This is a genomic window from Izhakiella capsodis, from assembly GCF_900115045.1.
GTDB lineage: Bacteria > Pseudomonadota > Gammaproteobacteria > Enterobacterales > Enterobacteriaceae > Izhakiella > Izhakiella capsodis.
This window is the reverse complement of sequence record NZ_FOVC01000008.1, coordinates 31,371-58,167: the sequence shown is the minus strand read 5'-3', so window position 1 is coordinate 58,167 and position 26,797 is coordinate 31,371. Positions and strand designations below refer to the sequence as shown.

At 48.7% G+C, this 26,797-nt stretch carries 23 protein-coding genes, 1 tRNA gene and 2 pseudogenes; 13 read left to right on the top strand and 13 right to left on the bottom strand.

Going from position 1 to position 26,797, the window contains the following annotated elements; genetic code table 11:
* Positions 1-329: 329 nt before the first annotated feature.
* The 3 genes from BM191_RS11865 to yeaG all read right to left on the bottom strand — a co-directional run bounded on the left by BM191_RS11865 (position 330) and on the right by yeaG (position 5,577).
* Positions 330-2,051 (bottom strand): potassium/proton antiporter, encoded by a 1,722-nt coding sequence (locus tag BM191_RS11865; protein WP_092878432.1) that lies wholly within the window; start codon positions 2,049-2,051, stop codon positions 330-332.
* Positions 2,052-2,294: 243 nt separating this feature from the next.
* Complete coding sequence (locus tag BM191_RS11860) at positions 2,295-3,572, bottom strand: YeaH/YhbH family protein (protein WP_092878430.1); 1,278 nt, start codon at positions 3,570-3,572, stop codon at positions 2,295-2,297.
* 70 nt (positions 3,573-3,642) lie between these two features.
* Complete coding sequence (gene yeaG, locus BM191_RS11855) at positions 3,643-5,577, bottom strand: protein kinase YeaG (RefSeq protein ID WP_092878429.1); 1,935 nt, start codon at positions 5,575-5,577, stop codon at positions 3,643-3,645.
* A 984-nt stretch (positions 5,578-6,561) separates the two neighbouring features.
* Here yeaG and BM191_RS11850 point away from each other — a divergent pair.
* Positions 6,562-6,741: a hypothetical protein gene (locus BM191_RS11850; protein WP_092878427.1), complete on the top strand. Its 180-nt coding sequence runs from the start codon at positions 6,562-6,564 to the stop codon at positions 6,739-6,741.
* A 56-nt stretch (positions 6,742-6,797) separates the two neighbouring features.
* Here the strand turns inward: BM191_RS11850 and BM191_RS11845 are convergent, their stop codons facing one another.
* The gene (locus BM191_RS11845; RefSeq protein ID WP_092878425.1) at positions 6,798-7,679 is read right to left on the bottom strand and encodes a D-hexose-6-phosphate mutarotase; all 882 of its coding nucleotides are present in this window, start codon (positions 7,677-7,679) and stop codon (positions 6,798-6,800) included.
* Between the two features lie 80 nt (positions 7,680-7,759).
* Positions 7,760-8,758, bottom strand: coding sequence for a glyceraldehyde-3-phosphate dehydrogenase (gene gapA / locus BM191_RS11840; protein WP_092878423.1), 999 nt, complete (start codon positions 8,756-8,758; stop codon positions 7,760-7,762).
* Between the two features lie 350 nt (positions 8,759-9,108).
* Between gapA and msrB the strand changes: the two genes are divergently transcribed.
* Together msrB and BM191_RS11830 are read left to right on the top strand one after the other, a co-directional pair.
* Entirely contained in the window at positions 9,109-9,519 is a 411-nt protein-coding gene (gene msrB / locus BM191_RS11835) for a peptide-methionine (R)-S-oxide reductase MsrB (RefSeq protein WP_092878421.1), read from the top strand.
* 11 nt (positions 9,520-9,530) lie between these two features.
* The gene (locus BM191_RS11830; protein ID WP_092878608.1) at positions 9,531-9,812 is read left to right on the top strand and encodes a YeaC family protein; all 282 of its coding nucleotides are present in this window, start codon (positions 9,531-9,533) and stop codon (positions 9,810-9,812) included.
* Between the two features lie 62 nt (positions 9,813-9,874).
* Here BM191_RS11830 and BM191_RS11825 read toward each other — a convergent pair.
* The 3 genes and pseudogenes from BM191_RS11825 to sppA form a co-directional block, all read right to left on the bottom strand.
* Positions 9,875-10,200, bottom strand: a pseudogene (locus BM191_RS11825) (hypothetical protein).
* A 24-nt stretch (positions 10,201-10,224) separates the two neighbouring features.
* Positions 10,225-11,241 (bottom strand): asparaginase, encoded by a 1,017-nt coding sequence (ansA, locus tag BM191_RS11820; protein ID WP_092878419.1) that lies wholly within the window; start codon positions 11,239-11,241, stop codon positions 10,225-10,227.
* A gap of 93 nt (positions 11,242-11,334) precedes the next feature.
* Positions 11,335-13,188, bottom strand: coding sequence for a signal peptide peptidase SppA (sppA, locus tag BM191_RS11815; RefSeq protein WP_092878417.1), 1,854 nt, complete (start codon positions 13,186-13,188; stop codon positions 11,335-11,337).
* A gap of 203 nt (positions 13,189-13,391) precedes the next feature.
* On the opposite strand from sppA, the gene BM191_RS11810 reads away from it, so the two are divergent.
* From BM191_RS11810 to BM191_RS11800, 3 genes are all read left to right on the top strand, one after another.
* Complete coding sequence (locus BM191_RS11810; RefSeq protein ID WP_092878415.1) at positions 13,392-13,943, top strand: NAD(P)H nitroreductase; 552 nt, start codon at positions 13,392-13,394, stop codon at positions 13,941-13,943.
* Between the two features lie 346 nt (positions 13,944-14,289).
* Entirely contained in the window at positions 14,290-16,212 is a 1,923-nt protein-coding gene (locus tag BM191_RS11805) for a DNA topoisomerase III (RefSeq protein WP_092878413.1), read from the top strand.
* On the top strand, positions 16,212-16,538 hold the full coding sequence (locus BM191_RS11800) for a DUF1496 domain-containing protein (protein WP_230479583.1): 327 nt from the start codon (positions 16,212-16,214) through the stop codon (positions 16,536-16,538). The genes BM191_RS11805 and BM191_RS11800 overlap by 1 nt, the downstream gene beginning before the upstream one ends.
* Positions 16,539-16,573: 35 nt before the next feature.
* On the opposite strand, the gene xthA is transcribed toward BM191_RS11800, so the two are convergent.
* From xthA to BM191_RS11780, 4 genes are all read right to left on the bottom strand, one after another.
* Positions 16,574-17,383, bottom strand: coding sequence for an exodeoxyribonuclease III (gene xthA / locus BM191_RS11795; RefSeq protein WP_092878411.1), 810 nt, complete (start codon positions 17,381-17,383; stop codon positions 16,574-16,576).
* A 182-nt stretch (positions 17,384-17,565) separates the two neighbouring features.
* Positions 17,566-17,650: transfer RNA gene (locus BM191_RS11790), tRNA-Tyr, on the bottom strand.
* Between the two features lie 139 nt (positions 17,651-17,789).
* Positions 17,790-18,638 (bottom strand): formyltetrahydrofolate deformylase, encoded by an 849-nt coding sequence (gene purU / locus BM191_RS11785; RefSeq protein ID WP_092878409.1) that lies wholly within the window; start codon positions 18,636-18,638, stop codon positions 17,790-17,792.
* Positions 18,639-18,683: 45 nt separating this feature from the next.
* A complete protein-coding gene (locus tag BM191_RS11780) occupies positions 18,684-19,139 on the bottom strand; it encodes a YchJ family metal-binding protein (RefSeq protein ID WP_092878407.1) in 456 nt (151 codons plus the stop codon).
* Positions 19,140-19,241: 102 nt separating this feature from the next.
* Here BM191_RS11780 and rssA point away from each other — a divergent pair, with 102 nt between their 5' ends.
* From rssA to BM191_RS11755, 5 genes are all read left to right on the top strand, one after another.
* Positions 19,242-20,141, top strand: coding sequence for a patatin-like phospholipase RssA (rssA, locus tag BM191_RS11775; RefSeq protein ID WP_092878405.1), 900 nt, complete (start codon positions 19,242-19,244; stop codon positions 20,139-20,141).
* Between the two features lie 89 nt (positions 20,142-20,230).
* The gene (gene rssB, locus BM191_RS11770) at positions 20,231-21,244 is read left to right on the top strand and encodes a two-component system response regulator RssB (RefSeq protein WP_092878403.1); all 1,014 of its coding nucleotides are present in this window, start codon (positions 20,231-20,233) and stop codon (positions 21,242-21,244) included.
* A gap of 192 nt (positions 21,245-21,436) precedes the next feature.
* Complete coding sequence (gene galU / locus BM191_RS11765; RefSeq protein WP_092878401.1) at positions 21,437-22,339, top strand: UTP--glucose-1-phosphate uridylyltransferase GalU; 903 nt, start codon at positions 21,437-21,439, stop codon at positions 22,337-22,339.
* Positions 22,340-22,369: 30 nt separating this feature from the next.
* A complete protein-coding gene (locus BM191_RS11760; protein WP_092878399.1) occupies positions 22,370-23,713 on the top strand; it encodes a UDP-glucose dehydrogenase family protein in 1,344 nt (447 codons plus the stop codon).
* A 12-nt stretch (positions 23,714-23,725) separates the two neighbouring features.
* On the top strand, positions 23,726-24,733 hold the full coding sequence (locus BM191_RS11755; protein ID WP_092878397.1) for an NAD-dependent epimerase: 1,008 nt from the start codon (positions 23,726-23,728) through the stop codon (positions 24,731-24,733).
* Positions 24,734-24,855: 122 nt separating this feature from the next.
* Here the strand turns inward: BM191_RS11755 and hns are convergent, their stop codons facing one another.
* The gene (gene hns / locus BM191_RS11750) at positions 24,856-25,263 is read right to left on the bottom strand and encodes a histone-like nucleoid-structuring protein H-NS (protein WP_092878395.1); all 408 of its coding nucleotides are present in this window, start codon (positions 25,261-25,263) and stop codon (positions 24,856-24,858) included.
* Positions 25,264-25,648: 385 nt separating this feature from the next.
* Here hns and tdk point away from each other — a divergent pair, with 385 nt between their 5' ends.
* On the top strand, positions 25,649-26,272 hold the full coding sequence (gene tdk / locus BM191_RS11745; protein ID WP_092878393.1) for a thymidine kinase: 624 nt from the start codon (positions 25,649-25,651) through the stop codon (positions 26,270-26,272).
* A gap of 213 nt (positions 26,273-26,485) precedes the next feature.
* A pseudogene (locus tag BM191_RS17195) lies at positions 26,486-26,754 on the top strand (IS4 family transposase); the annotation flags it as partial.
* Between the last annotated feature and the right edge of the window lie 43 nt (positions 26,755-26,797).

Sequence of the window (26,797 nt, the reverse complement as noted above, 5' to 3'; positions counted from 1 at the left end):
ATTACTTCCTGGTAATGATCAACTAATCAACTGCATAGAGAAAAAATATTAAAAATAAACATGAAAAATAGAGCGGAGACGATGAGCAAAGTTAACAATGCCAGTATTGATGTTTTTCTCTGAAAATAATTTCGGCGGGGGGTTTTAATATCCTGCCGGTGTAATATTTATCCTAATGATTAATACCCTTGCTTATCTTCCCCTTTCCCGTCCTGACGGCAACGCAAGTTTCAGGTTCCTCCCAGACAGATTGCGGTTCGGGCAGCAGGGAATGAGGCCGTCAGTGACTGTGCTTTTATTGACCGGTCAAACCGAACACGTATTCAGCGTTATTCTTCCGGGACGCGGATCCCGACTTTTACTATCTGATTTTCTTCTTTTTCTGCCACGGTCCAGAGTAAATTATTCCATTCAATCTGATCACCGACCACTGGTGCTGCGCCCAGCATCGTCAATACCAGGTTGCCAAGCGTTTGTTGGCCATCAACGTGCTCATCCAGCGTCAGACCGTAAATTTGTGCGACATCCCGCAGCAGCGCATCTGCCTCAAGAATAAAGTCGCCAAAGAAGCGCTGATCAAGCGATACTGGAGGCGACTGACTAAACAGCTTACCGAGCGCCGGCAGGTCTCGTTCCCGACCTATTACGCAAATGATGTCACCTTCTCTTAGTCGGGTGTTACCGGTCGGATGAAGCAGCACGTTATTGCGAAACAGCGCGGCAATACGCGTTTCGCGCGGCATGTGTAGATCACGCAGTGCGGCACCAACACACCATTTATCAGCACTGAGCTGATAAACCAGCTGCTCCCAGGGATTTTGTGGATGAATATCCAGCCCGATGCGTGAAATGGGTGAGGCAGTTGGCGGTACGATAACTTTCGCCTTACTGGCGGCAAAGCTGAGAGAGGTTCCCTGTACCATCAGCGATACCAGTACGACAAAAAACGCAATATCAAATATTAGCGCGGCATGACTCAGTCCCGCCATCATCGGAAAGACCGCGAGGATGATTGGCACCGCGCCACGCAGTCCTACCCAGCTTATAAAGATTCTTTCTCGGATATTGAAGCCACGAAAGGGCAGTAATCCGACCAAGATAGACAGTGGACGAGCAACGATAATAAGCCAGAGAGAGAGTAGCATCGCCGGAATGGCGATGTGCCAAAGGTTGGATGGGGTAACCAGCAAGCCAAGCACCAGGAACATACCAATCTGGCTGAGCCAGGACATACCGTCGAAGATTTGCAAAATGCCGTAGCGGTTGCGTATTGGCTGGTTTCCCAGCACAAAGCCGCACAGATAAACCGCAAGGATACCACTGCCCTCGATGGCCGTAGTAAAGGAAAAAATTAGGATGCCACCGCTGACTGCCAGCAGGGGATAAAGCCCGCTCGCCAGGTTAAAGCGGTTAATCATCTGCAATAGTAGCCATCCACCGCCCAGACCCAGAGCAATGCCGAGGCCAAACTCCTGAACAAGATGAACAAAAAACATCCAATCCAGGCCGGTCTGCCCTCGTTGGATCATGTCTATCAGGGTAATGGTCAGAAATACGGCCATAGGGTCATTGCTACCGGATTCGATTTCAAGCGTGGCATTAACACGTTCGTTAAGCCCCTTGCCCCCCAGTAGAGAAAATACCGCCGCCGCATCCGTTGAGCCAATGATGGCGCCGATTAAAAAGCCTTCAATCAGATCCAGGTGGAATAGCCATGCTGCGGCCATACCGGTTAAGCCAGTAGTGATCAGTACACCAACGGTGGCTAGCGATAGTGCTGGCCACAGTGCGACCTTGAATGAGCTTGCTTGGGTACGCATGCCGCCATCCAGCAAAATGATGGCTAACGCCAGGTTACTGACCATATAGGCGACGGGATAATTATCAAAGACTATGCCGCCAATGCCGTCGACACCAGCCAGCATTCCCAACGCGAGAAAGATAACCAGAATCGGAATGCCTAGTCGCGATGAGAATGAGCTCAGTAAAATGCTGGAAGCCACCAGCACCGAACCAATGATAAAAACGCTGTAAATGGCACTGGCTTCCAAGGTGAGATCTCCTGCGAGTTTTTCCGGGCAGTACTGAGTTGTAATACCGATGTAATCAACAATGTTAACTTGATTTAATCGTAGTGAAAGAGATAAATAATAAAGTGAGACAAAAATAGCGTTTTTCTAAGAAAATGATATGCCAAAAAAGGCTAAGGGCAGCCGTTTTTTAATCGGTGTGACTCAGGCGGCGTTCAACTCTGGCAGTCACGAGGCCGGACAGCCAGTATCCGGCCTGACATATCAATAATTTTTTTCAGCCTGCTGATGAAACAGTTCTCTGAAAACCGGATAGATGTCTTCGGGTTCACGAATATGCTGGAGGGCAAAGTTATCAAACATCGCCTGCAGATGTTCGTATTCGCGCCACAGGGTTTGATGCGCACGGCGGGTAATCTCAATGTAGCTGTAGTAGCGCACGATGGGCAAAATGTTTTTTGCCAGGATCTGGTGGCAAAGGGGAGAATCATCTGCCCAGTTATCGCCATCTGACGCCTGAGCGGCATAAATATTCCACTGCTGCGGATCATAGCGCGCTTTTATCAATTCATCCATCAGCTTTAAGGCGCTGGAGACGATAGTGCCGCCGGTTTCCTGCGAATAGAAAAACTCCTGCTCATCGACCTCCTTAGCCTGGGTATGGTGGCGGATATAGACCACCTCCACGTTTTGATAGGTGCGGCTGAGAAACAGATAAAGCAAAAGATAAAATCGCTTTGCCATATCTTTGGTTGTCTGATCCATTGAGCCGGATACGTCCATCAGACAGAACATCACTGCCCGGCTTGAAGGTTCAGGCCGCTTTTCAAAATTTTTATAGCGCAGATCGAAAGTATCGATAAAGGGTGTCCGCGCAATGCGCGTTTTAAGTTCGGTGATCTCTTTACGCAGGCGTTCTTCTTCTGACAGCTGTGCCGGCACTGCTTTTATAACCTTTGCCAGCGCTTCCTCAAGTTCATGCAGCATGCGCTTTTTACCCGCGGTCATCACCGTGCGTCGGGCCAGCGAGTTTTGCAGCGAACGAACTACACTAATGTTGGCGGGTACGCCTTTTGAGGTATAACCGGCGCGATGCGTTTTATATTCATTGATCTGGCGTTGCTGATTTTTTTTTAGATTAGGCAGAGCGAGATCTTCAAAAAGTAAATCGAGATATTCATCTTTTGAGATTTTAAAGACAAACTCGTCCTGTCCTTCGCCATCCTTGCTGGCTTCACCTTGTCCGCCACCACCACCACCGCCCCCTTGCGGTCGCTCGACACGATCGTTTTGTACAAAGTGGTCATTCCCTGGATGAACCCGATGTCGCTCGCCACCGCGGCCCTGATGAAACATGGGTTCATTGATGTCCTCGATAGGGATGGAAACGGACTCGCCGCTCTCAACGTCGGTAACCGAACGTCTATTAATGGCCTCGGAAATTGACTGCTTGATTTGAGCACGATAGCGTCGTATGAAGCGCTGGCGGTTAACTGCGCTTTTATTTTTACCGTTAAGGCGCCGATCGATGAAATAAGTCATATATCCCCCAAACTTACTGGCATGGGGTCAGATAAATCTGACCCCGCTTATGCACTCGGTATTACTGATATCAGGAAGATTTCCGTACGCGCAGATACCATTCACATAGCAAGCGAACCTGTTTTCGGGTATATCCTTTTTCCATCATACGGTCTACGAAATCATCATGTTTCTTCTGCTCATCCGTCGAGGTTTTAGCATTGAATGAAATGACTGGTAAGAGTTCTTCAGTATTAGAGAACATTTTCTTCTCAATGACTGTGCGCAGCTTCTCGTAGCTGGTCCAGTTAGGATTGCGGCCATTATTTTGTGCTCTCGCACGCAGGACAAAGTTAACGATTTCATTTCTGAAATCTTTGGGATTACTGATACCCGCAGGTTTCTCAATTTTCTCCAGTTCTGCGTTTAGTGCCTCACGGTTAAACAGCTGGCCCGTATCGGGATCACGGTATTCCTGGTCCTGAATCCAAAAGTCAGCGTAGGTCACATAGCGGTCAAATATGTTTTGACCATATTCAGAATAGGATTCCAGATAGGCAGTCTGAATTTCTTTACCAATAAATTCAGCGTATTTAGGTATCAGATGACCTTTAAGGTGTTCAAGATATTTCTCAGCCAGCTCCTGTGGAAATTGTTCTCGCTCTATCTGCTGCTCAAGGACGTAAAACAGATGTACCGGATTGGCTGCGACCTCTGCGTGGTCAAAGTTGAAAACCCGTGACAGGATCTTAAAAGCAAAGCGAGTTGATAATCCATTCATACCCTCGTCAACACCCGAGTAGTCACGATACTCCTGATAAGATTTAGCCTTAGGGTCGGTATCTTTGAGACTTTCGCCATCGTAAACACGCATTTTGGAGTAGATGCTGGAGTTTTCTGGCTCTTTCAGGCGCGACAGTATCGAGAAGCGAGAGAGTGATTCCAGTGTTCCCGGCGCGCAGGGCGCGTGGGTAAGCTCACTATGATTAAGCAACTTCTCATAAATCTTAATTTCTTCGGAAACCCGCAGGCAATAAGGCACTTTGACGATGTAAACGCGGTCAAGAAACGCCTCGTTGTTTTTATTATTGCGAAACTGTACCCATTCCGATTCATTGGAGTGGGCCAGAATAATACCGTTAAACGGCAGGGCGGAAATTCCCTCGGTACCGTTGTAATTACCCTCCTGGGTAGCTGTTAGCAGCGGATGCAGCACCTTGATGGGTGCTTTGAACATCTCGACGAACTCCATAATTCCCTGGTTGGCACGGCACAGCGCGCCGGAATATCCATAGGCGTCAGGATCGTTTTGCGCATGATTTTCGAGCTGGCGTATATCCACTTTACCTACCAGCGCTGAGATATCCTGATTGTTTTCATCGCCGGGCTCGGTTTTTGCAATTGCCAGTTGTTGGAGAATAGATGGCCAGACCTTCACAACTTTGAAGCGGCTGATGTCGCCGCCAAACTCATGCAGACGCTTTGCCGCCCAGGGAGACATGATGGTACCCAGATAGCGGCGCGGTATTCCGTATTCCTTTTCAAGGATGTTAGCGTCTTCCTGCGGATTGAACAGGCAAAGGGGATGGTCGTTTACCGGGCTGCGTACGCCATCGGCACTGAGTAGATAAATCGGTACGCGCTGCATCAGCGATTTCAGTCGCTCAGCTAAGGATGACTTACCACCACCAACCGGCCCTAAAAGATAGAGAATTTGCTTTTTTTCCTCAAGGCCCTGGGCAGCATGTTTCAGGTAGGAAACGATTTGCTCAATCGCCTCCTCCATTCCGTAGAACTCTTCGAAAGCCGGATAACGCGCAATAACACGGTTAGAGAACAGACGTGAAAGACGAGGTTCGTGGGCTGTGTCGACCATAACGGGCTCACCAATGGCCGTTAATAGTCTCTCCGCCGCATTGGCGTATGCATTGCGATCTTGCTTACATACTGCAAGAAACTCCTGCAATGTGAACTCTTCGTCCTTGGCAGCTTCATAACGCTGACGATAGTGATCGAATATATTCATGGTATGCCCGTCCTTTCGTTTTTAGTACAGAGACCAGAAGCCAATAAAAGGATAAGGCAGCTCCTGGAAGATATTCTTGAATGTTTATAGCAACCCTTATGCCAGCCTGGCATAATTTTGCTTAAGACATAATGTTTTTAGCTACTCCAGGCATATTAGGTTTCACTTCAGATTAAAGTCTAGTTCGCATCCGCGAAATTTCCTGAGTTCCGGTTTATTTTCAAAGAGAATTCAATAACAAAATACTTTAGCTTTAAAGTAACCAGTTAGTTGGCTACAGAATGTGAAATTTTTTAAAAAAATGAGTGATAGCGCACCTTATTTATTGTTTAAATCATCTGATTATATGACTGAAGTGAATAAGTTATGAACTATTTCAATATGAGTATGCCTATGCTGAGAGCCGTTGCCAGCTTTGCGGTATCCGCTAGCTAATCTATTTATGCTGGAGGCATCGGTTTCCTCCTGAGAAACCCCCTACTGCAGTGGATAACCCCGTTATTTCTCCGCACTGATTATTCACTTTAAACGAATGGATTCTATTTTTAGGGTCATTTCTGATGAGTATTATCTTTATAGAAATGATCTGAGTTCCCGGTTGTTGATGTTTAGCGGTCCGATGCAGCAATTTGCTCAGATTGACACCGTAAGGGTGATATGGAAGTTCAACGCAAGTAGCATCCGAGCGTAATGAGCAGCGTTGCTTATCGTCGGGCAGCGGTAATGGAATTCAGTGAGATTTAGTCTGACATCGGGACTTGTTACTGTCTGAAATGGTAAAACTTGATACCGTTAATATTTCAATGTCTCAAGCGTTTATGATTCGATTCACCGCAAACGTTGCGCGGGTAAGCCGGATGACAGTTACATTACTAATCCTGAACGGGTGGCTGAATAAGCGCGTTATAACCACCCCGACAGTGAGATAAACGTAGATAAGCATTTGAAGGCAAATCTATGAACGGACATCCTTGAAATCCTTTGATGATGCGGTTGCCCCATAACGCTGCAACGACGATGGCGTGCATGCGCCTTTATGGTGCTCCCCTGCGTTCGGTGAGGGGTATCAGCACCGGAGACATGATGGCGATCCCAAAAGTCAGCTTTGAGGTACACCTTGCGGCTAATGCTGGCTTAAGCGCACCGCCGCGAGATATTGTTTGATGAAACCGGAAGTGTTACGCCAGTTTTTACGTGATGCGGCTGCCTGACCGTCGATACTACCGGGATCTCTCGCGCAGTCGGAAGGTGGCTCCAAGCCGTGTGGGTGTCTCTGGGGTGCTTACCATTGGGCTGGATATATGCGCGGTTTCGACGCAAACCATCGTTTTATAGCCATTTGCTGTCATATCGCTCATGCTGCCCGACAAGGCCGGCCCCGGATTCCAGGTCACCACGTCGCTGTGATGGTGGTGATAGATTTCAATTACGCGGTTCCCACTTCGATCATCAATAGTACTGTAGTTTTCCGGCCTGGTGTAGATACGGTCAATACGGTCGGGATAGGTCTGCTTACCCTCAGGAGACAGACCATCGCTGGCACCTTTAACTTTATCAATGTAGGGTTGACCCAGACCGGAGACGGTAACATCAACAATATCTGCGACCTGGAAATAGCTATGAAGTGCGCCGGTGCTGGCGTAATCGCCGTGGGCTTCAAGTTCAATTTCGCAGTGCTGACTAAAGCGAAAGCGTGCATAAAGCGTAAAGTCATGCGGCCACAGTTTTTTGGTTTGCTCATTACTTTCGAGCGTCAGCGTCAGCATTACACTGTCACTATTTTCATCATGAGCGGAAAGGGACCAGTCATAATTACGGGCAAATCCGTGTGGCGGCTCGCCTGCCGGCCCGAACCAGGGCCAGCAAATGGGTACACCGCCTCTAATCGCTTGACCTATTTGCCAGAATGAATTGTCGCTAAGCCATATAACCGGATTTTCGCCTGCCGGTTGCCAGGCGAGCAGGTGTGCGCCTTGTAAGGCAACGGCTGCCCGCACCTTCGGATGGTTAATGACCAGAATCTCAATTTCACCCTGTAGGCGCTGTGAAATATAGGGAGATATTTGTGCAACCACTGGCAGTGAGAAGAGTTTATCCGACATGATTTGATCTTCCTCGAAGCGTTTGGCAATAAAAAAGGGCGACCATCATAGTCGCCCTTACGGTTCAGTCTGTCATCTGATTACCGGCCAGCAACCAGGGCAATCAGGTCAAGAACTTTGTTCGAGTATCCTGTTTCGTTATCGTACCAGGAAACCAGTTTTACAAAATTATCATTCAGGGCGATACCAGCTTTGGCATCAAAAACAGAAGTCAGTACTTCGCCGTTAAAATCGGTAGAAACTACGTCATCCTCAACATAGCCCAGTACGCCTTTCATTTCGCCTTCAGCAGCGGCTTTGATCGCCGCACAGATTTCTTTGTAAGACGCGGGTTTAGCCAGACGAGCGGTCAGGTCAACAACGGAAACGTTCGGGGTCGGAACGCGGAATGCCATACCCGTCAACTTACCATTCAGTTCGGGCAGCACTTTACCAACGGCTTTAGCTGCACCGGTTGAAGACGGGATGATGTTCTGAGAGGCACCGCGGCCGCCACGCCAATCTTTGTGAGAAGGGCCGTCAACGGTCTTCTGAGTCGCAGTAGTCGCATGTACTGTGGTCATCAGACCCTCAACGATACCAAACTTATCGTTGATAACTTTGGCCAGCGGCGCCAGACAGTTGGTGGTGCAGGATGCATTAGAAACAATGTCCTGGCCAGCGTATTTATCAAAGTTAGCACCGCGAACGAACATCGGGGTATCATCTTTAGAGGGGCCAGTCAGGACCACTTTTTTCGCGCCAGCGGTCAGGTGCTTACGCGCGGTTTCATCTGTCAGGAAGATACCTGTTGCCTCGGCGACAACGTCGACACCCACTTCGTTCCATTTCAGGTTAGCCGGATCTTTTTCAGAGGTAACGCGGATTTTTTTACCGTTAACGATCAGTGCACCGTCCTTGACCTCAACAGTACCGTCGAAACGGCCGTGAGTGGAGTCATATTTCAGCATGTATGCCATGTAATCGGCATCTAACAGATCATTAATTGCGACGATTTCGATGTCAGAACGCTGCTGTGCAGCACGAAAAACGATGCGACCGATTCGGCCAAAACCGTTAATACCTACTTTGATTGTCATATATTCCACCAGCTATTTGTTAGTGAATGTTAGCGAATAAAAGATTGTTTGTAGGATCACCAAATCCTTGCCAGGCGTCAAGCGGAATCGTGTCAATGGTTGCGAAAAAACAATCGTCCTGACAGGAATAATTGCCTGGAATACCGACCCCACAGCGACATCTGTGACGCGATAGGGTGCTGTCAACGCCAATATAAATGGCTGTGAAGTAAAACGCGTGATCTGCTTCACGAAATGGCTACCTGATGCTCAGTCTACCCGTCCTACCAGTAAAACTTGCCCATTTTTGTTGAGTATTTGTTAGAATAATAGCTGGTATTTACAGAGTATACCTGACTGAGAAGAGAACCATGGTTAATGATACCCAACGCCTTTCCCAACAACCTGATTTAACGGAAATGCAACGGCATGTCACGCAAAATCGAGGTACTGAACCGCCGTTTACTGGCAAGTTGCTGCACAATAAACATGAGGGCATATACCACTGTTTGGTTTGCAATGCGCCGTTGTTCTTGTCAGAAACGAAGTATGAGTCAGGCTGCGGCTGGCCAAGCTTTTATCAGCCTGTCAGCGACGACGCAATTCGCTATCTGGAAGATACTTCACACGGCATGCTTCGTGTCGAGATTCGTTGCAATACCTGTGATTCACACCTGGGGCATGTATTCCCGGATGGCCCACAGCCGGGCGGAGAGCGCTATTGTGTCAATTCGGCTTCGCTAAGTTTCAGGGATAACGAAGGCAATAACGTCCGGGGGTAGTTGTGGCAGAAATGAGTCTTGAAAGAATGATTTGCAGTATTACGCCTGAAGTGTATCAGCGTCTGGCAACCGCAGTTGAAACCGGTAAGTGGGCAGACGGCGTGCCGCTAACCGCAGAACAGAAAGAGCACAGCCTGCAACTGGTGCTGCTCTGGCAATCGCGAAATAACGACGACCTGCAGCATATGAGCATTGGGCGCGACGGCCAGATTGTCAATAAAAGCAAACAGCAGTTGAAGAGCGAGTTTGGCATTGCTCAAGAGGAGGATGTTATCCGACTCAAATTCCAGTAATTATTCTCCCACGTACAATTGCCAGCCACTGTGTCCAAAGGAACGGCATGTTGTTGCGCTTTTTAGCACAGTTTTGCCCCCATTTTTTTCACTTCAGCCAGCGCCTGCTTGCTATCCTCAGATGCAGATTGACGCCACGACAGCCTGCTGCTTGATTCATAGCGTTACCCGCTTCTAAAGTATCGAGTACTGAGAATTTAACGCAGTAATCGGTTGCCAACTCCATCACCATCAGCGCGTTGATTTGCCTGTGGCCTGGCCAGGTGACCAGCACGCCGTGTGCATTCCACGGCGCCATACAGTTATTCGCTACCGGCACAACGCGATCGCCGTTATGGACCGCCAGTGCGCCACCGGGGCAAAAATCGTTCTGAATATCTATCAACATCAAGGCATGATGACGATACACAGCTTAATCTTCTGAAGTGAGCTCACCGCGCAGGTTGGTTTGCATCAGGCGGCGGATCTCGTCTGGTTCCAGATCCTGACTCAGCAAATAATGAAGCTTAGTCAGCGCTGATTCCACTGTCATATCGGTACCGCTTATGACTCCTGCGTGGGCTAAGGCATTACCGGTGGCATAGCCTCCCATATTCACCTTACCGGACATACACTGGGTCAGATTAACCACGACGATACCACGCTGGCTGGCCTGGTCCAGCTCCTGCAAAAATTCATTATTCTGCGGAGCATTGCCGACACCGTACGAGCGCAATATCAGCGCCTTAACCGGCTGGCGCAGGAAGTTACGCACCACATCTGCACTGATCCCCGGGTAGATAGTTACGACGCCGATCGGCTGAGGCGTGATTGGATGCACCCGGAGCGCGCCCCTTCCTGGCGTGATGCTGGCTGTATTGAGGCGGCGAATATGGATCCCGGCTTCAAGCAGCGGTGGCAGGTTAGGAGAGGCGAAGGCATTAAAGCCGTCGGCATGGGCTTTGGTCGTGCGATTACCGCGAAACAGCGTGTTATTGAAAAACAGCGTCACTTCATTAATGGGATAGTTAGCGGCGACAAAAAGCGCATTCAGCAAGTTCTGCTGGCCGTCAGAGCGCAATTCAGCCAGGGGTATTTGTGACCCTGTCACAATAACCGGTTTGGCGAGATTTTCCAGCATAAAAGAGAGTGCTGATGCACTGAACGCCATTGTATCGGTACCGTGCAAGATAACAAAGCCATCATAGCGCTCGTAATTGGCGGCGACATCATCTGCGATAGCCTGCCAGTCCAGGGGCGTCATGTCCGATGAGTCAATCAGTGGTTGGTATTCATGAATGGTGAAATCAGGCATTTCAGGACGATGAAACTCAGGCATCATCGCCAGTTGCTGTTGAAGGTGACCGGAAACCGGAATGTAGCCATTCTCAGATCGTTGCATACCGATTGTTCCGCCGGTATAGGCAACATAAATAGATTTTTTTTGCATCGTTTCGTCCGGAATTGCGGTGACAGACCGTTTATAAGTTGAAAAGAGACGTAAATCAGCCCGACTCAAGTCGGGCTGAAAGGTAAGATGCCGTCAGCGAACCTCGCCGCAGGTCAGGCACATTGCATAGCGGTTTTGCGGGTCGTTCATTTTATCGAACAGGCCCGGCTGTTTTTTCATCATGCTCATCACGTCATACATCGGCGCTGGCAGCACAGATTGCAAGGTTTCTGGCAGAACAGCGCGTATCTGAGCATTCATCTGACCAAATACCAGGTCGGCGAATGAGGGCTGATCCTGATACCACTGCAGTTCAGGCTGATTAATTTTTGCCAGCTCAGCAGCCTTTCTAACGGCAGTATCAAAATCGCCGAGTGCGTCAACCAGGCCATTTGCTTTGGCATCACTGCCCGTCCAGACGCGGCCCTGAGCAATCGTATCAACCTGTTCAGGCGTCATTCTGCGCGACTTTGCAACCAGGTCAATAAAGTTTTTATAGCCGTTTTCAATGCTTATCTGCATGACCTGCTGCACCTCCTGCGGTAGTGCTTTGGTCACAGAGACATCGGCCAGTGGGGAGGTCGAGACGCCGTCAGTATAAACGCCAAGGGTACTGAGCGATTTTTCAACGGTGTTAATAATGCCAAAAATACCAATGGAACCTGTCAATGTGCTGGGGCTGGCGATGATGTAATTTGCTGGCGTCGAAATCCAGTAGCCACCGGACGCGGCCATGCCGCCCATTGAGACCACTACTGGCTTACCCGCTGCACGTGCTGCGGCCAGCTCCTCGCGGATAGTTTCAGACGCTGTTACGCTGCCACCTGGACTGTTGACCCGCAAAATGATGGCTTTGATATGGCCATCAAGGCGGGCAGAACGGATTTCTGCAGCGGTAGTATCGCCACCGACCATTCCGGGTGTCTGAGCGCCATCAACGATTGGACCATCAGCGAAAATCACGGCGATATTGCCTTTCGTCGGCTGTTTCTTCAGCGCGTAATCATAAATGCTGGTGGCGTGATAATCTTTGGTCTGCTTATCCCAGCCAAAAACGTTGATTAGCTTTTGATCAACCTCTGCAGGCGTGGCCAGCTCATCAACCAGCCCGGCGTCGAGTGCGTATTTCGCCATATCGCCACCATTTTTCTGTAAAGCGGCGATGAATTGCTGGGCGCCGGGGAAAACCTCTTCAGCTGTAATCTGGCGATTAGCGGCTATCTGAGTAACATAGTTATGCCACAGCTGCCCGATCCAGCGAGTATCCGCTTCGCGTGCCGCTGGCGACATATCATCGCGCAGGAACGGCTCAACAGCGGACTTATACGTTCCGACGCGAAAAACATACGAACTCACTTTCAGCTTATCGAGCAGGGATTTGTAATAAAGCGAATTCGTTGCAAAACCGTGCAGATCGATGCTGCCATGCGGTGACAGATAGATTTTGTTGGCAAAGCTGGCCAGATAGTACTGTGCCTGGGTGAAGTTGTCTCCGTAAGCATAAATTGGCTTACCGCTATCGCGAAACTCACGCAGCGCTTTACCGATATACTGAAGAGAGGGCTGATCACCACCGGCAAAATCGCGTAGGTTTAGTACGATGCCGCTGATGTGCTTATCGGTTTTTGCCTGACGAATGGCTTCAACGATATCAAACAAGGGATTCTCTTTCAGACGGCTGCTGCTGGCGCCGAGCAACTGGCTACCCAGCTTACTGAGCGTATTGGTGACTGCGGGTTTATCCACGACTACGCCAGCCAGATCGAGATTCAGTGCTCCTTGCTGAACCTCAACCGGTTGGTTGGCATTTTTGATATGCATCCAGACTCCGACGCCGACTAAAACAAGCAGCAGCAGGAACAGGTTGAGGATAAACTCCCTGATAAAATTGATCAGGCGCCATGCCCATTTGAACAAATTCGCCATGATGCGCCATAAGGTTCGCATTTGATCTCCATAGTCGTGGTAATAATGCAGGAATGCCGACAAGCGGATAAATAAAGGCTGCTATCCTAAAGAGCAGCAGTGAAAATGTCAGTAAGAAAACGGCGATTACAAGAACAAATTATGCTGTTACTGCGAGCTGTCACCTCATGATTCCGCGTGTTAGGGTGACGATTTGAAATATAAACATCAATAAGGAGATTTTAATGGATGCACTGGAATTACTGATTAATCGTCGCTCCGCTTCAAGACTGGCTGCACCCGCGCCAGCAGGAAAAGCATTACATAACATCATTCAGGCCGGAATGCGGGCACCCGACCACGGCACGCTAAAGCCGTGGCGTTTTATCGTGGTTGAAAATCAGGGACTGGAGCGATTAAGCCAACTGCTGGCGCTACGGGCGCGGGAGCAAAATCAGGACGAAAAAGCGATCGAAAAAGCGCGGAATGCGCCTTTTCGTGCGCCAATGATTATCACCGTTGTCGCACATTGCGAAGTGCACCCTAAGGTGCCGCAGTGGGAGCAGGTTGTGTCAGCGGGGTGCGCGGTAATGGCGATGCAGATGGCGGCGCTGGCTCAGGGATTTAATGGTATCTGGCGCAGCGGTGCCTGGACGGAGGATCGACAAATCAGAGAGGCTTTCGGCTGCCGGACTCAGGACGCCATTGTTGGCTTTCTTTACTTAGGTACGCCGCAGTTGAAAGCATCTGGCTCCTCACAGCCTCCTGATGTAGCCCCTTTCGTTAGCTATTTCTGAGTGAGCAAATGCCATTAATATTGGTCGGATGAGGCGTTTTGCTCTGTTTCTAAAGCCATTGTCGCTGTCAGGCGGGTAATTGAGCAACTGACCAGATAACATCGTCATGAGGCTTACGCTATGGTGTGAGACGGGTTAAGATGCGTCACGGATAACTCGCTGATGACAATGAGCAACATCACGTTAATGATCGACGGGCAACTGCTGACGGTTGAGTCTGAAAGTGACCTGACCGGCGTCCCGATGCCGTTGATTGTGACCGTGTCAAAAGTTGGCAGGCCAGACGATACACCTGTGGACCCTGCTGTCGTTTTTCTCCCCTATCTGAATTGGAATTTCGCTCTACATGCGCCTGTTTATCGCCGAAAAACCAAGCCTGGCCCGTGCTATTGCCGACGTTTTACCTAAGCCGCACAAGCGTTGTGACGGCTACATAGCCTGTGGCAGCGATCAGATAGTCACCTGGTGTGTGGGTCATTTACTGGAGCAGGCGGGGCCGGAAAGTTACAACAGTCGGTTTGCTCGCTGGTCGCTTGCCGATCTGCCTATTGTGCCGGAAAAGTGGCAGCTGCAACCACGCCCGTCAGTTGCAAAACAGCTTAATGTCATCAAACATCTGCTTGAGCAAGCTAGCGATATTGTTCACGCCGGTGACCCGGACAGAGAAGGTCAGCTTTTGGTCGATGAGGTGTTGGACTATCTGTTATTGACGCCAGAGAAGCGTCAGCAGGTCCAGCGTTGTCTGATTAACGATCTTAATCCCCAGGCGGTGGAGCGGGCGATAGACCGCTTAAGGCTGAATAAAGAGTTTATACCGCTGTGCGTTTCAGCGCTGGCACGTGCAAGGGCGGATTGGTTGTATGGCATCAACATGACGCGCGCCTGGACGCTTCTTGGTCGCAATGCTGGCTATAACGGTGTGCTATCGGTGGGGCGCGTTCAGACGCCGGTTCTGGGATTGGTGGTGCGACGCGACCAGGAAATAGAGAATTTCATTGCGAAAACCTTCTTTGAGGTAAAAGCCCATATCGTAACGTTACAGCAAGAGCGTTTTGTAGCCATCTGGCAGCCGAGTGAATCCTGTGAACCTTATCAGGATGAGGAAGGGCGATTACTCCACCGGCCGCTGGCCGATCACGTGGTGACTTGCATCACGGGAAAACCAGCGCGGGTCACCGGCTATCAGGATAAGCGTGAAAATGATGTTGCACCCCTGCCATTTTCACTGTCGGTGCTGCAAATCGAAGCGGCAAAGCGCTATGGTCTGAGTGCTCAGGTCGTGCTTGATACCTGTCAACGCTTGTATGAAACACATAAGCTCATAACCTACCCGCGTTCTGACAGTCGTTATTTGCCGGATGAGCATTTCGCTGGGCGCCACGCGGTTCTTAGTGCTATCCAAACGCATCAACCTGATCTGACGCTACCGGAAATCTTTGACAGCGACCGGAAAAACCGCTGCTGGGATGATAGAAAAGTCGACGCTCATCATGCCATTATCCCCACCGCGCGCAATGGTAAAGTCCAGCTGAATGACAACGAACGTGATATTTATCAACTGGTTGCCCGGCAGTATCTGATGCAATTTTTGCCTGATGCCGTGTTTCGCAAATGCAGTATCGAGCTTGATATTGCGGGTGGTAAATTCGTAGCGAAAGCACGCTTTCTGGCTGAGGCTGGCTGGCGGACTTTACTGGGAAGCAAAGAGCGGGACGAGGAGAATGATGGTATGCCTTTACCGGTCGTGGCTAAAGGTGACGAGTTACACTGTGAGGGCGCTGACGTGGTGGAGAAGCAGACTCAGCCTCCGCGACATTTCACCGACGCCACGTTACTTTCTGCCATGACTGGTATCGCGCGTTTTGTGCAGGATAAAGATCTAAAGAAAATACTGCGAGCGACCGATGGATTAGGAACGGAAGCGACGCGCGCGGGTATTATTGAGTTACTGTTCCGGCGAACCTTCCTGTATAAGAAAGGGCGCTATATACACGCCAGTGAAGCCGGCAGGGCGCTGATCCATGCTTTGCCAGAAATAGCCGCCCGACCAGATATGACCGCTCACTGGGAAGCAACCTTAACCAGAATCAGTGAAAAACAGTGCCGCTATCAGGATTTTATGCTGCCGTTGGTTGATACCCTTAATCATCTAATTAATCACGCCAAACAGAGTCCTTCACTTGAGGTATTCCGAGGGGGATTGCCTGTCTCAGAGCGCAAAAATAAATCCAGCAAGAACCGAACGAATAAAGATAGGGAGGTCGAATAATGAAAGCCGTGTTTACAGTTATGATCACATGTCTGATGGTGTTTAGTACACCGCTTTTTGCCGGGCAGGCGCATTACTATGTCACCAACCCAGGACAAATGTTCTACAGTGGCGGTCATGCCGCTGTTATCGTCGATATGCCGCCGCAGGCATGGAATCAGGAAAAAGAAAATAATCAGCCCTCTTGCCTGCGCTGCTGTAGCTTCAACAGTCGGCACTACAGTGAGGGGTCGGTGATCAAAAGTGAAGGGGTGCTTTTGCAATGTGCAAGCGATGAACGCTCGGTGGGAACAAATAATCTTATATGGAAAATGCTTAAGCAGTGATGAGGTGCTGCAGCCCTGGATCGGGCTGCTCAGACTTAATTAAACTTAAATGTCGCCCAAACCGGCGCGTGATCAGACGGTTTCTCCATACTGCGAATTTGGTAATCAATACCGCTTTCAACACAGTGTGAGGCCAGTTCCCGGCTTGCCAGCAGCAAGTCGATGCGTAGGCCCCGATTATCGTCGAAACCTTTCGAACGATAATCGAACCATGAAAAACGATCGTTAACATTCGGATTTTGCTCGCGCCAGAGATCAGTGAGTCCCCAGCCTAGCAGACGGTCCATCCATTCGCGTTCCTCGGGTAGAAATGAACATTTTCCGGTACGCAGCCACCGCTTGCGATTCTCTTCGCCAATACCAATGTCTCTGTCGGTGCTGCTGATATTCATATCGCCCATAATCAGCACCGGGCTATCCGCCGTCAGCTGAAGCTCAAGATAATCCTGAAGGTCACGGTAGAATTTTTCTTTAGCCGGAAATTTTGTCGGATGGTCGCGGCTTTCGCCTTGCGGAAAGTAGCCGTTAATAACCGTGATATTGCCGAGTGGGCTGGGGATTTCCGCCATGATCAGACGCCGCTGAGCTTCTTCATCGTCGAGCGGAAAACCTCGTTGCACGGAAACGGGTTGATTTTTACACAGTAGTGCCACGCCATAGTGGCCTTTTTGTCCGTGATAAAACACGTTGTAGCCGAGTGATTTAACGTCCTCTAGGGGGAACATATCATCATGAACTTTCGTTTCCTGCAGACCTATTACATCCGGCTGATGTTGTTGAATAATGGCCGCAAGTTGATGTGGTCTTGCACGCAGCCCGTTGATATTGAAAGAGATGAATTTCATAGAACCCTGTCTGTTAAGCCGGGAATAAGTAATCAGCGATGTTATCAGACCTGATCAGGACGGGAAAGTTTGATCCACCGTTATCCCTCGATAAACGGTACAAATATGGCCGAAGCCGCATCAGCTTTTCAGTAGGTAATTTTTTCTGCTTGTGGGGGGCGTGATGAACGACGAGGAAGAAGTGGTGGTGGGAGAAGGATTCGAACCTTCGAAGTCTGTGACGGCAGATTTACAGTCTGCTCCCTTTGGCCGCTCGGGAATCCCACCATTGGCCTGCTTGTCGCTTATAAGCGGGGCGCATAATATCAGAAGCTGACGCCCTGTAAAGCATTATAAAAATATAACGTTGCGGTTGCTTTTTTTTTGCCCGAACCCCAGCCGGATCGGGCAAAAGATCTCATGCGGATCACAAAATGATGGTGCGATTTCCGTAGACAAAAACCCGTTGTGCCAGCACCTGGTACAGCGCCCGGCTGAGCACGTTTTTTTCTACATCCCGTCCAGCGCGCATCATATCCTCTGCGCTATAGCTATGATCGACGTGAATCACGTCCTGCATAATAATCGGCCCTTCATCGAGGTTATCGTTAACGTAGTGCGCGGTGGCGCCAATTATTTTTACCCCGCGCTCATAGGCCTGATGGTAGGGGCGAGCGCCAATAAAAGCAGGTAAAAACGAGTGGTGGATATTGATAATTTTGTTCGGAAAGCGCTGGACGAAATCCGGCGTGAGTACGCGCATGTATTTTGCCAGTATTACGTAATCTGGTTCGTAGCGTTCAATCACCGCGGCCATATTATTATCATGCTGCTCGCGAGTAAGCCCTTCATGGCTTACCAGAATAAATGGAAGATCAAAACGCTCGACCAGAGCGCGAAGCGTTTCATGGTTGCCGACTACTGCTGCGATTTCAACATTAAGGCCACCATACTCACTTTTCATCAGCAGGTCGCCGAGGCAGTGGGCTTCTTTAGTGACCAGAATGACCACCCGCCGCCGGTCGGCGGGATGTAATTCTCGTACCGATCCCTCAGGCAGCGCGCCGTCCAGATCCGCCAGTAGCGTTTTATCGTTAAAAATACCCTCCAGTTCGGTGCGCATGAAGAAACGCCCGGTGCGGTGGTCTACGAACTCGTTATTCTGAATGATATTCAGCTCATGCTTAAAACAGACGTTAGTTATTCGGGCGATCAGTCCGCGCGCGTCGGGGCAGATAGTGCGTAAAACTTTTCTTTGTAGGTTTTGCTGTTGCATTGCATTGATAATCCTGTTGAAAAAACTCTGCTTGTTGTCGGCGAGTTACTGACCGCAACATTTTTTATTTTTTTTGCCTGAACCACACGGGCAGCGGTCGTTGCGACGTAGTGCAGGAAAAGTGCCGTCGACATAGTACCAACGCCCATCTTCATACACAAAGCGTGAACGTTCATAAATAAATCCGGGTCGCGTGTCGGTATAACGTGCAAAATATGTAACGTAGCCCGTATTGCCGTTGTTAGCCCATTCATTACTTAGTATTGTCAGCCCCTGCCAACGGATAGCGTCAGTATTTTGTGCCAGATGTAAGGCTAATCCTGCCGGTCGGCTGGAAGGGTGCCAGGTTTGTTCTAACCACTCTCCGTGGTTTTGTACATAGGCCACATAGCGCGATCGCATTAAGGCGGTTGGATCGGGGGGAAGCAGCAGCTCGCTTAGCCAGCGACCGCAACATAAGCTATACTCCACCCCACTACAACATGGACATAACATCGACACAGCGACTCCGTTAACTGCATAAAAGATAAAAAGAGATCAGGCATCAATCCTACCTGAGCACGCTTGCCGATGCCATTAAAGACCAGGGGATTCACAGGTAAAATGAGACAGGTAAAAATTGGTCTGGCGCTAGGTTCCGGCGCCGCCAAAGGTTGGGCACATATTGGCGTTATCAACGCTTTGCAACGCGCAGGTATTCAGATCGATGTGGTCGCTGGGTGTTCCGTTGGCGCACTGGTTGGCGCTGCTTATGCTACCAGTAACCTTGGTCGTCTGGAGCGCTGGGTTCGCTCATTCAGTTACTGGGATGTTTTACGACTGATGGATGTTTCCTGGCGTCGGGGGGGACTCCTGCGCGGTGACCGTGTATTCACCCAAATCAAACAAATCATCAGCTCAACGTTGATTGAAAAGGGCGTGATGCCTTTCGGTGCGGTGGCTACCAATCTTAGCACCGGGCGGGAGTTATGGCTGACTGAAGGCGACCTCCATCTTGCCGTCAGAGCTTCCTGTAGTATGCCGGGCCTGCTTCCTCCAGTTGGTTACAACGGTTACTGGCTGGTAGATGGTGCGGTGGTTAATCCCGTTCCGATTTCGCTGACACGCGCACTGGGCGCAGATGTCGTTATTGCCGTTGATTTACAACATGACGCCCACTTAATGCAGCAGGATTTGCTGTCAATTACGCCCGACAGCGTCTCAGAAGAGAAGTCTTCCGATTGGAGAGGGCGTCTCAAAGATCATATTGCTCGTTTTACCCAGCGTAAAAGTCAGCAATCGCCTGGCGCAATGGAAATTATGACCACCTCGATTCAGGTGCTTGAGAATCGCCTAAAACGCAATCGTATGGCGGGAGACCCGCCGGATGTACTGATCCAACCATACTGTCCACAGATATCAACGCTGGATTTTCATCGTGCAGATGAGGCGCTGGCGGCGGGAATATTGTCTGTTGAAAAAAAGAGGGATGAATTACTTCCTCTGGTTCGTCATCGTAAATAGCGTAACCAGATGATGACTTCAGGATTTTCTGAGAGGCAAAACCGGCATTTATCGATCACTATTTACTTATCTTGTCAGAGGGGAAAGTGATGGAACAGCCATTAAATGGAAAACACATTCTTGTGGTTGATGACGAGGCCGTTTTCCGCACTTTGCTTGATAACTTTTTGCAATCGTTAGGGGCGAACACCACGCTGGCGAATGACGGCATTGAAGCCATTGATTTTATTGATCAGAACGCACCTGATCTTATCATATGTGACCTGGATATGCCTCGTATGAACGGCATCAAACTGATAGAGTACTTGCGTAAGCGTAACTGCATGGTGCCCGTATTGGTGATATCTGCAACGGAAAATATGGCTGATATTGCCCAGGTGCTGCGGCTCGGCGTACAGGATGTGCTGCTTAAACCGTTACGTGACCTCGGTCTGCTGCGTGAGGCAATGTTGGAGTGTCTTTATCCATCAATGTTCACCTCGAAAGTCGAGGAGGACGAACAGCTTTTTCATGACTGGGATGCATTGGTGCGCGATCCCCCAGCTGCTGCCAAGCTGTTAAAAGAGTTACAGCCACCGGTTCAGCAGGTGCTGGCAGGGTGTCGTATAAATTATCGGCAATTGACTATGGCAGAGAAGCCAGGATTAGTGCTGGATATCGCCGCGCTGTCAGGGAAAGACCTGGCTTTTTATTGTCTGGATGTAACCCGGGCTGGTGATAATGGTGTACTGGCTGCGCTTTTATTACGTGCATTATTTAATGGTTTGTTACAAGAACAATTATCCGGGCAGGCGCAGCGACTGCCTGAATTAAGTAGTTTACTAAAACAACTCAATCTTTTATTACGGCAGGCCCATTTGCACGGACAGTTTCCTCTATTGGTGGGTTATTATCACCAGGAATTAAAAAATCTCATCCTTGTTTCTGCTGGTTTAAATGGCACACTCAATATAAATACGCACCAAATTCGGCTCAGTAGTGGTGTGCCACTTGGTACGCTGGATAGCACCCATCTTAATCAGATTAGCCATCGCTGTGATGCCTGGCAGTGCCAGGTCTGGGGCGCTGGAGGGAAATTACGGCTTATGCTGACCACAGATTAATCATTCTATCTTTTTTATAGCTGCAGTATAGAGACACTACCGGGGATAAGTTTTACACTTGAGTAATAGCCTTAATTTCTGCTGAAATGATTCGACCAGGATAAATCCGTAGGTATCAAGCTGATATAATCATTTTCGTTTTAAATCGATAAATCAAGTAACGACTTGAACGGCCTAAAGAGAGGTAATTTGATGTCTGCCTGTAAGTCTAAAGTAAAAAAAGCGGTCATCCCGGTGGCAGGATTGGGAACGCGAATGTTGCCGGCTACCAAAGCTATTCCTAAAGAAATGTTACCGCTTGTTGATAAGCCGTTAATTCAGTACGTCGTTAACGAGTGTATCGCTGCCGGAATTAATGAGATTGTACTCGTTACTCATTCATCTAAGAATTCTATTGAAAACCACTTTGATACCAGTTTTGAGCTGGAAGCTATGCTGGAGAAGCGTGTTAAGCGTCAGCTGCTTGAAGAGATCCAGTCAATTTGTCCGCCGCATGTCACCATCATGCAGGTTCGTCAGGGATTAGCTAAAGGGCTTGGTCATGCGGTTCTTTGTGCGCATCCATTGGTCGGTAATGAGCCAGTTGCTGTTATTCTGCCGGACGTCATTATTGACGAATACGAATCGAATCCGACTAAAGATAACTTAGCCGAGATGTTGAAACGTTTTGATGAATCCGGCCACAGTCAGATCATGGTTGAACCGGTTGCCGATGTAACAGCATACGGCGTGGTTGATTGTAAAGGTGCAGAGCTGCAACCTGGTGACAGTGCGCCTATGGTGGGGGTAGTCGAAAAACCCAGAGCTGACAAAGCGCCGTCAAATCTGGCCGTGGTAGGGCGTTACGTTTTGTCTGCTGATATCTGGCCTTTGCTGTCTAAAACCCCCCCGGGTGCGGGTGATGAAATTCAACTGACTGATTCCATTGCCATGCTGATGGATAAAGAGATTGTTGAGGCATATCACCTGAAGGGTGTCAGCCATGACTGCGGCAACAAGCTGGGTTACATGCAGGCATTTGTTGAGTACGGTGTGCGTCATGATACGCTGGGCAAAGATTTTACCGCCTGGCTTGAAGGCATTATTGGTAAATAAGTTAAAAACATTTCTAACCGGGACAATTCGATGAAAGTCACCGTTTTTGGTATCGGCTATGTAGGCCTGGTGCAAGCTGCTGTACTGGCAGAAGTAGGGCACGATGTCATCTGTATTGACATTGATGAAAACAAAGTTGAAAACCTGAAAAAGGGAATAATTCCAATTTTTGAACCAGGACTGACGCCGCTGGTCATGCAGAATTACGAAGAGGGCCGCCTGAAATTCAGCACCGACGCCAAAGAGGGCGTGGATCACGGTGTTATGCAATTTATTGCGGTGGGTACCCCCCCCGATGAGGATGGCTCTGCTGACCTGAAATATGTTACTACTGTTGCGCGTACGATTGCGGAGCATATGCAGACGCATAAGGTCGTTATCGATAAATCAACCGTACCGGTTGGGACGGCAGATTGTGTTCGTGCTGTAATGACTGAAACGCTAAAGACACGTCAGGCTGACATTGCCTTCGATGTTGTATCTAATCCTGAGTTCCTTAAAGAGGGAGCAGCAGTTACTGACTGCATGCGTCCGGAGCGTATTGTTGTCGGTACCGACAACGCACAGGTTGTCGATATGCTGCGTGAGCTTTACGAGCCATTTAACCGTAACCATGATCGTATGATTCTGATGGATATTCGCAGCGCCGAGCTGACTAAGTATGCAGCTAATTGCATGCTTGCTACCAAGATCAGCTTTATGAATGAGATTTCAAACCTGGCAGAGCTGCTGGGCGCAGACATTGAAAAGGTACGTCAGGGAATCGGTTCTGACTCACGCATTGGTTACTCTTTTATCTATCCAGGATGTGGATACGGCGGCTCATGCTTCCCGAAGGACGTGCAGGCGCTGATCCGAACTGCCGAAAAAATTGGCTACACGCCACGTATTCTACAGGCAGTTGAGGCGGTTAATGACGAACAGAAACTCAAGCTGCCGGCCTATATTAAGCATCATTTCGGTGAGGATCTGAAAGGCAAAACCTTTGCGCTCTGGGGATTGGCTTTTAAACCAAATACTGATGATATGCGTGAGGCCTCCAGTCGGGTGTTGATGGAAACGCTGTGGCAGGCAGGTGCACAAGTTCAGGCATTTGATCCAGAAGCAATGGATGAGGCACAGCGTATCTACGGAAATCGCCATGACCTGAAATTAATGGGTACCAAAGAAGCAGCGTTGCAAGGGGCGGATGCGTTGGTGATTTGTACCGAGTGGAAAAATTTTCGCGCACCGGATTTTGAATCGGTTAAAAATGCGTTAAAAGAACCTGTGATTTTTGATGGACGTAACCTGTATGATCCGGAAAGAATCATCAAGCGCGGTTTTGTTTATTATGCAATCGGTCGCGGAGCTTCTGTTAAATTGCATAATTAACCGAGGGAAAGTATGAAATATCTGGTTACCGGCGTGGCAGGATTTATCGGGTTTTATGTTGCCCAACGCCTGTTAAGCGCTGGTCACCAGGTTGTCGGCCTTGACAACCTGGATGACTACTATGATGTCAGCCTGAAAAAAGCACGACTTGACCTCATTGCCAGTCATGAACGCTTTACTTTTTTTAAGGGTGATTTAAACGATTCACACACGGTGGCAGATTTATTTATTCTCCATCGCTTTCAGCGTGTTGTTCATCTTGCGGCCCAGGCGGGAGTGCGTTATTCGCTCGATAACCCGCATGCCTACACCAATACTAATATCACAGGATTTCTCAATATTCTCGAGGGATGCCGTCATCATAAAATAGAGCACCTGCTTTACGCTTCTTCCAGCTCGGTTTATGGTTTGAATCGCAAGTTGCCATTCTCAACCGATGATTCAGTCGACCATCCGATCTCGCTTTATGCTGCGACGAAAAAAGCCAATGAGTTAATGGCGCACTCGTATTCTCACTTATATGGCATTCCTACGACCGGGCTACGTTTTTTTACAGTATATGGGCCTTGGGGACGTCCGGATATGGCGCTGTTTAAATTTACCCGAGCGATTCTGGCTGGCGACGCTATCGATGTTTATAATCATGGCAATATGTGGCGCGATTTTACCTATATTGATGATATCACTGAAGCGGTAGTTCGCCTGCTGAATATCATCCCCGTTGCCGATAAGCAATGGAAGGTCGAGGATGGATCTCCGGCTTCAAGTTCGGCGCCGTATCGCATTTATAATATTGGCAACAGTCAACCGGTGATGCTGACTGATTATATCGCAGCTATTGAGAGTGCAACCGGGATTGAGGCACGTAAAAACATGCTGCCAATACAACCGGGAGACGTTCATGAAACCAGTGCTGATACAAAGCCATTGTATGAAGCTATTGGCTTTAAGCCAAAAACAGATGTTAAAAGCGGCGTAAAACGCTTTGTTGATTGGTATCGTAATTTTTATCAGATTTGACAGTAATTCGGGTAAGTAAAAAAAAGGAAGCCATCGCTTCCTTTTTTTATCGGTTCAGAAGGTAATTTGGTGAAATATAAAATGGATCTTAATAACAATCAGTCATGGAAGCGAATGGACGGTTACAGCAAAAAATCATCGAGCTGTTTACCTTGCTCTTCAATAGCTTTCTTAATAAATGCTGGCGTACGACCCTGGCCTGTCCAGGTTTTAGTTTCCCCGTTCTCGTCAATATATTGATATTTTGCCGGGCGTGATACGCGTTTTGATTTCATGCTGTTTTTGGTCGTGCCTATCGCGGCGAGTAATTCATTAGGATCAATGCCGTCAGCGATCAACATTTCACGGTATTGCTGCAGTTTTCGACTACGCTCTTCGATTTCTGCCTGTGCCTGATTGTCCTCTTCACGGCGCTCATGAACGACCACTTCGAGTTTTTCCAGCATCTCTTCCAGCGTTTCCAGGGTACATTCTCTGGCCTGCGCACGCAAAATTCGAATGTTGTTGAGAGTTTTAAGGGCTTCGCTCATTGTCCGGATCTCTAAATTATATTGAAGGTAGGTATCGTTGCTAATAATAATGAGAGCGGATATGAACTGCAACTAATAATTTTATTTAGACCAGTGGTTTAAATATTTAGGGTGGTAAAAAACGGGCAATTTTTTATTGAAATAAGCTGTAATACTGGGTGATGACGGATAAGGCGAATGCTGTGAAAAGCAAAATACAATAAACTCTAATTAAATATTATGTAAGATATCGGTTGATTCACCTAAAATTTGAATCAGTAGCATTTTTATCATATAGCCGGTGACCTTGCGCCACTGAGTTTGTCATCGCAACCAGCTTCTCTGTGCCATTGTGTTACGTTACAATCGCGATAAAATTTTATCTCAATGTCTGGAGTACAGCCATATGGCGCAACTTTATTTTTATTACTCAGCAATGAATGCGGGTAAGTCAACGGCCTTACTGCAATCGTCTTATAATTATCAGGAACGCGGCATGCGCACGCTAGTTTACACCGCAGAAATAGACGATCGTTTTGGGAGCGGAAAAGTGAGTTCACGAATTGGCCTGGTATCGCCTGCTAACCTTTATAACCCGCAAACTTCGCTTTTTGAGCAGATCACTGAGGCACACGCTTCGGAAACGGTTAACTGTGTATTAATCGATGAATGCCAATTTCTTACTAAACAGCAGGTAAAAGCGCTATCTGATGTTGTCGATTTTCTCGATATACCGGTACTTTGCTATGGTTTACGCACTGATTTTAGTGGAGAGCTTTTTTCTGGTAGCCAGTATTTGCTGGCATGGGCTGATAAGCTGGTGGAATTAAAGACGGTTTGCTATTGCGGCCGCAAAGCGGGAATGGTTTTGCGTCTGGATGAGAATGGTGTGCCTTTTCGTGAAGGTGAACAAGTCGTTATCGGTGGTAATGAACGCTATGTATCCGTCTGTCGCAAGCATTATAAGCAAGCTATCGAAACGGGAAATCTGCAGGCAGTTGATGGCAAGTCTGCTGAAAATTTTAGCTAATGTCACCAGAAAATTCCTGGTCGAATTATTCGGTTTTTAATAAAATTTATTAATGATTAAAAGTAAACCCGCCGGTGCACGGAAGGCTCGCCAGTGATGAGCGGGTAAAACAGGACGCGCATAGAAAAATGTGATCGACTGAGGGTGCCAACAATCAGGCAGATCGATTCTATGCCCGCTCGTTAAGTATGTCAGACGCTTTTCCCGTAGTGCTTCAGCGCCGGCGATAGGGCAAGACGCCGGCGGGTACTGAGCCTGCTTGCTGCAACGGTAGTACTGTGGCTACCGGACTATCCTGCTGAAAATAAAGGGTTGCTTCTGAGATATCAAGTCAGCAGTCTGAAAATACCAAAAGTTGTATCATATCTGACGTTGCGGAGAGCGTCCTGCGACACTCTCCGCTAATCTTAAAACGAACGGCACGGGATGCTGTTTTTAACCCCCTCGTCAGAACCTACCGAAGCAGGGTGCTGGTTTATTAGCGCTGCTTTATGGGGATACCTCAGCGCAGATGCGCGTTTATTA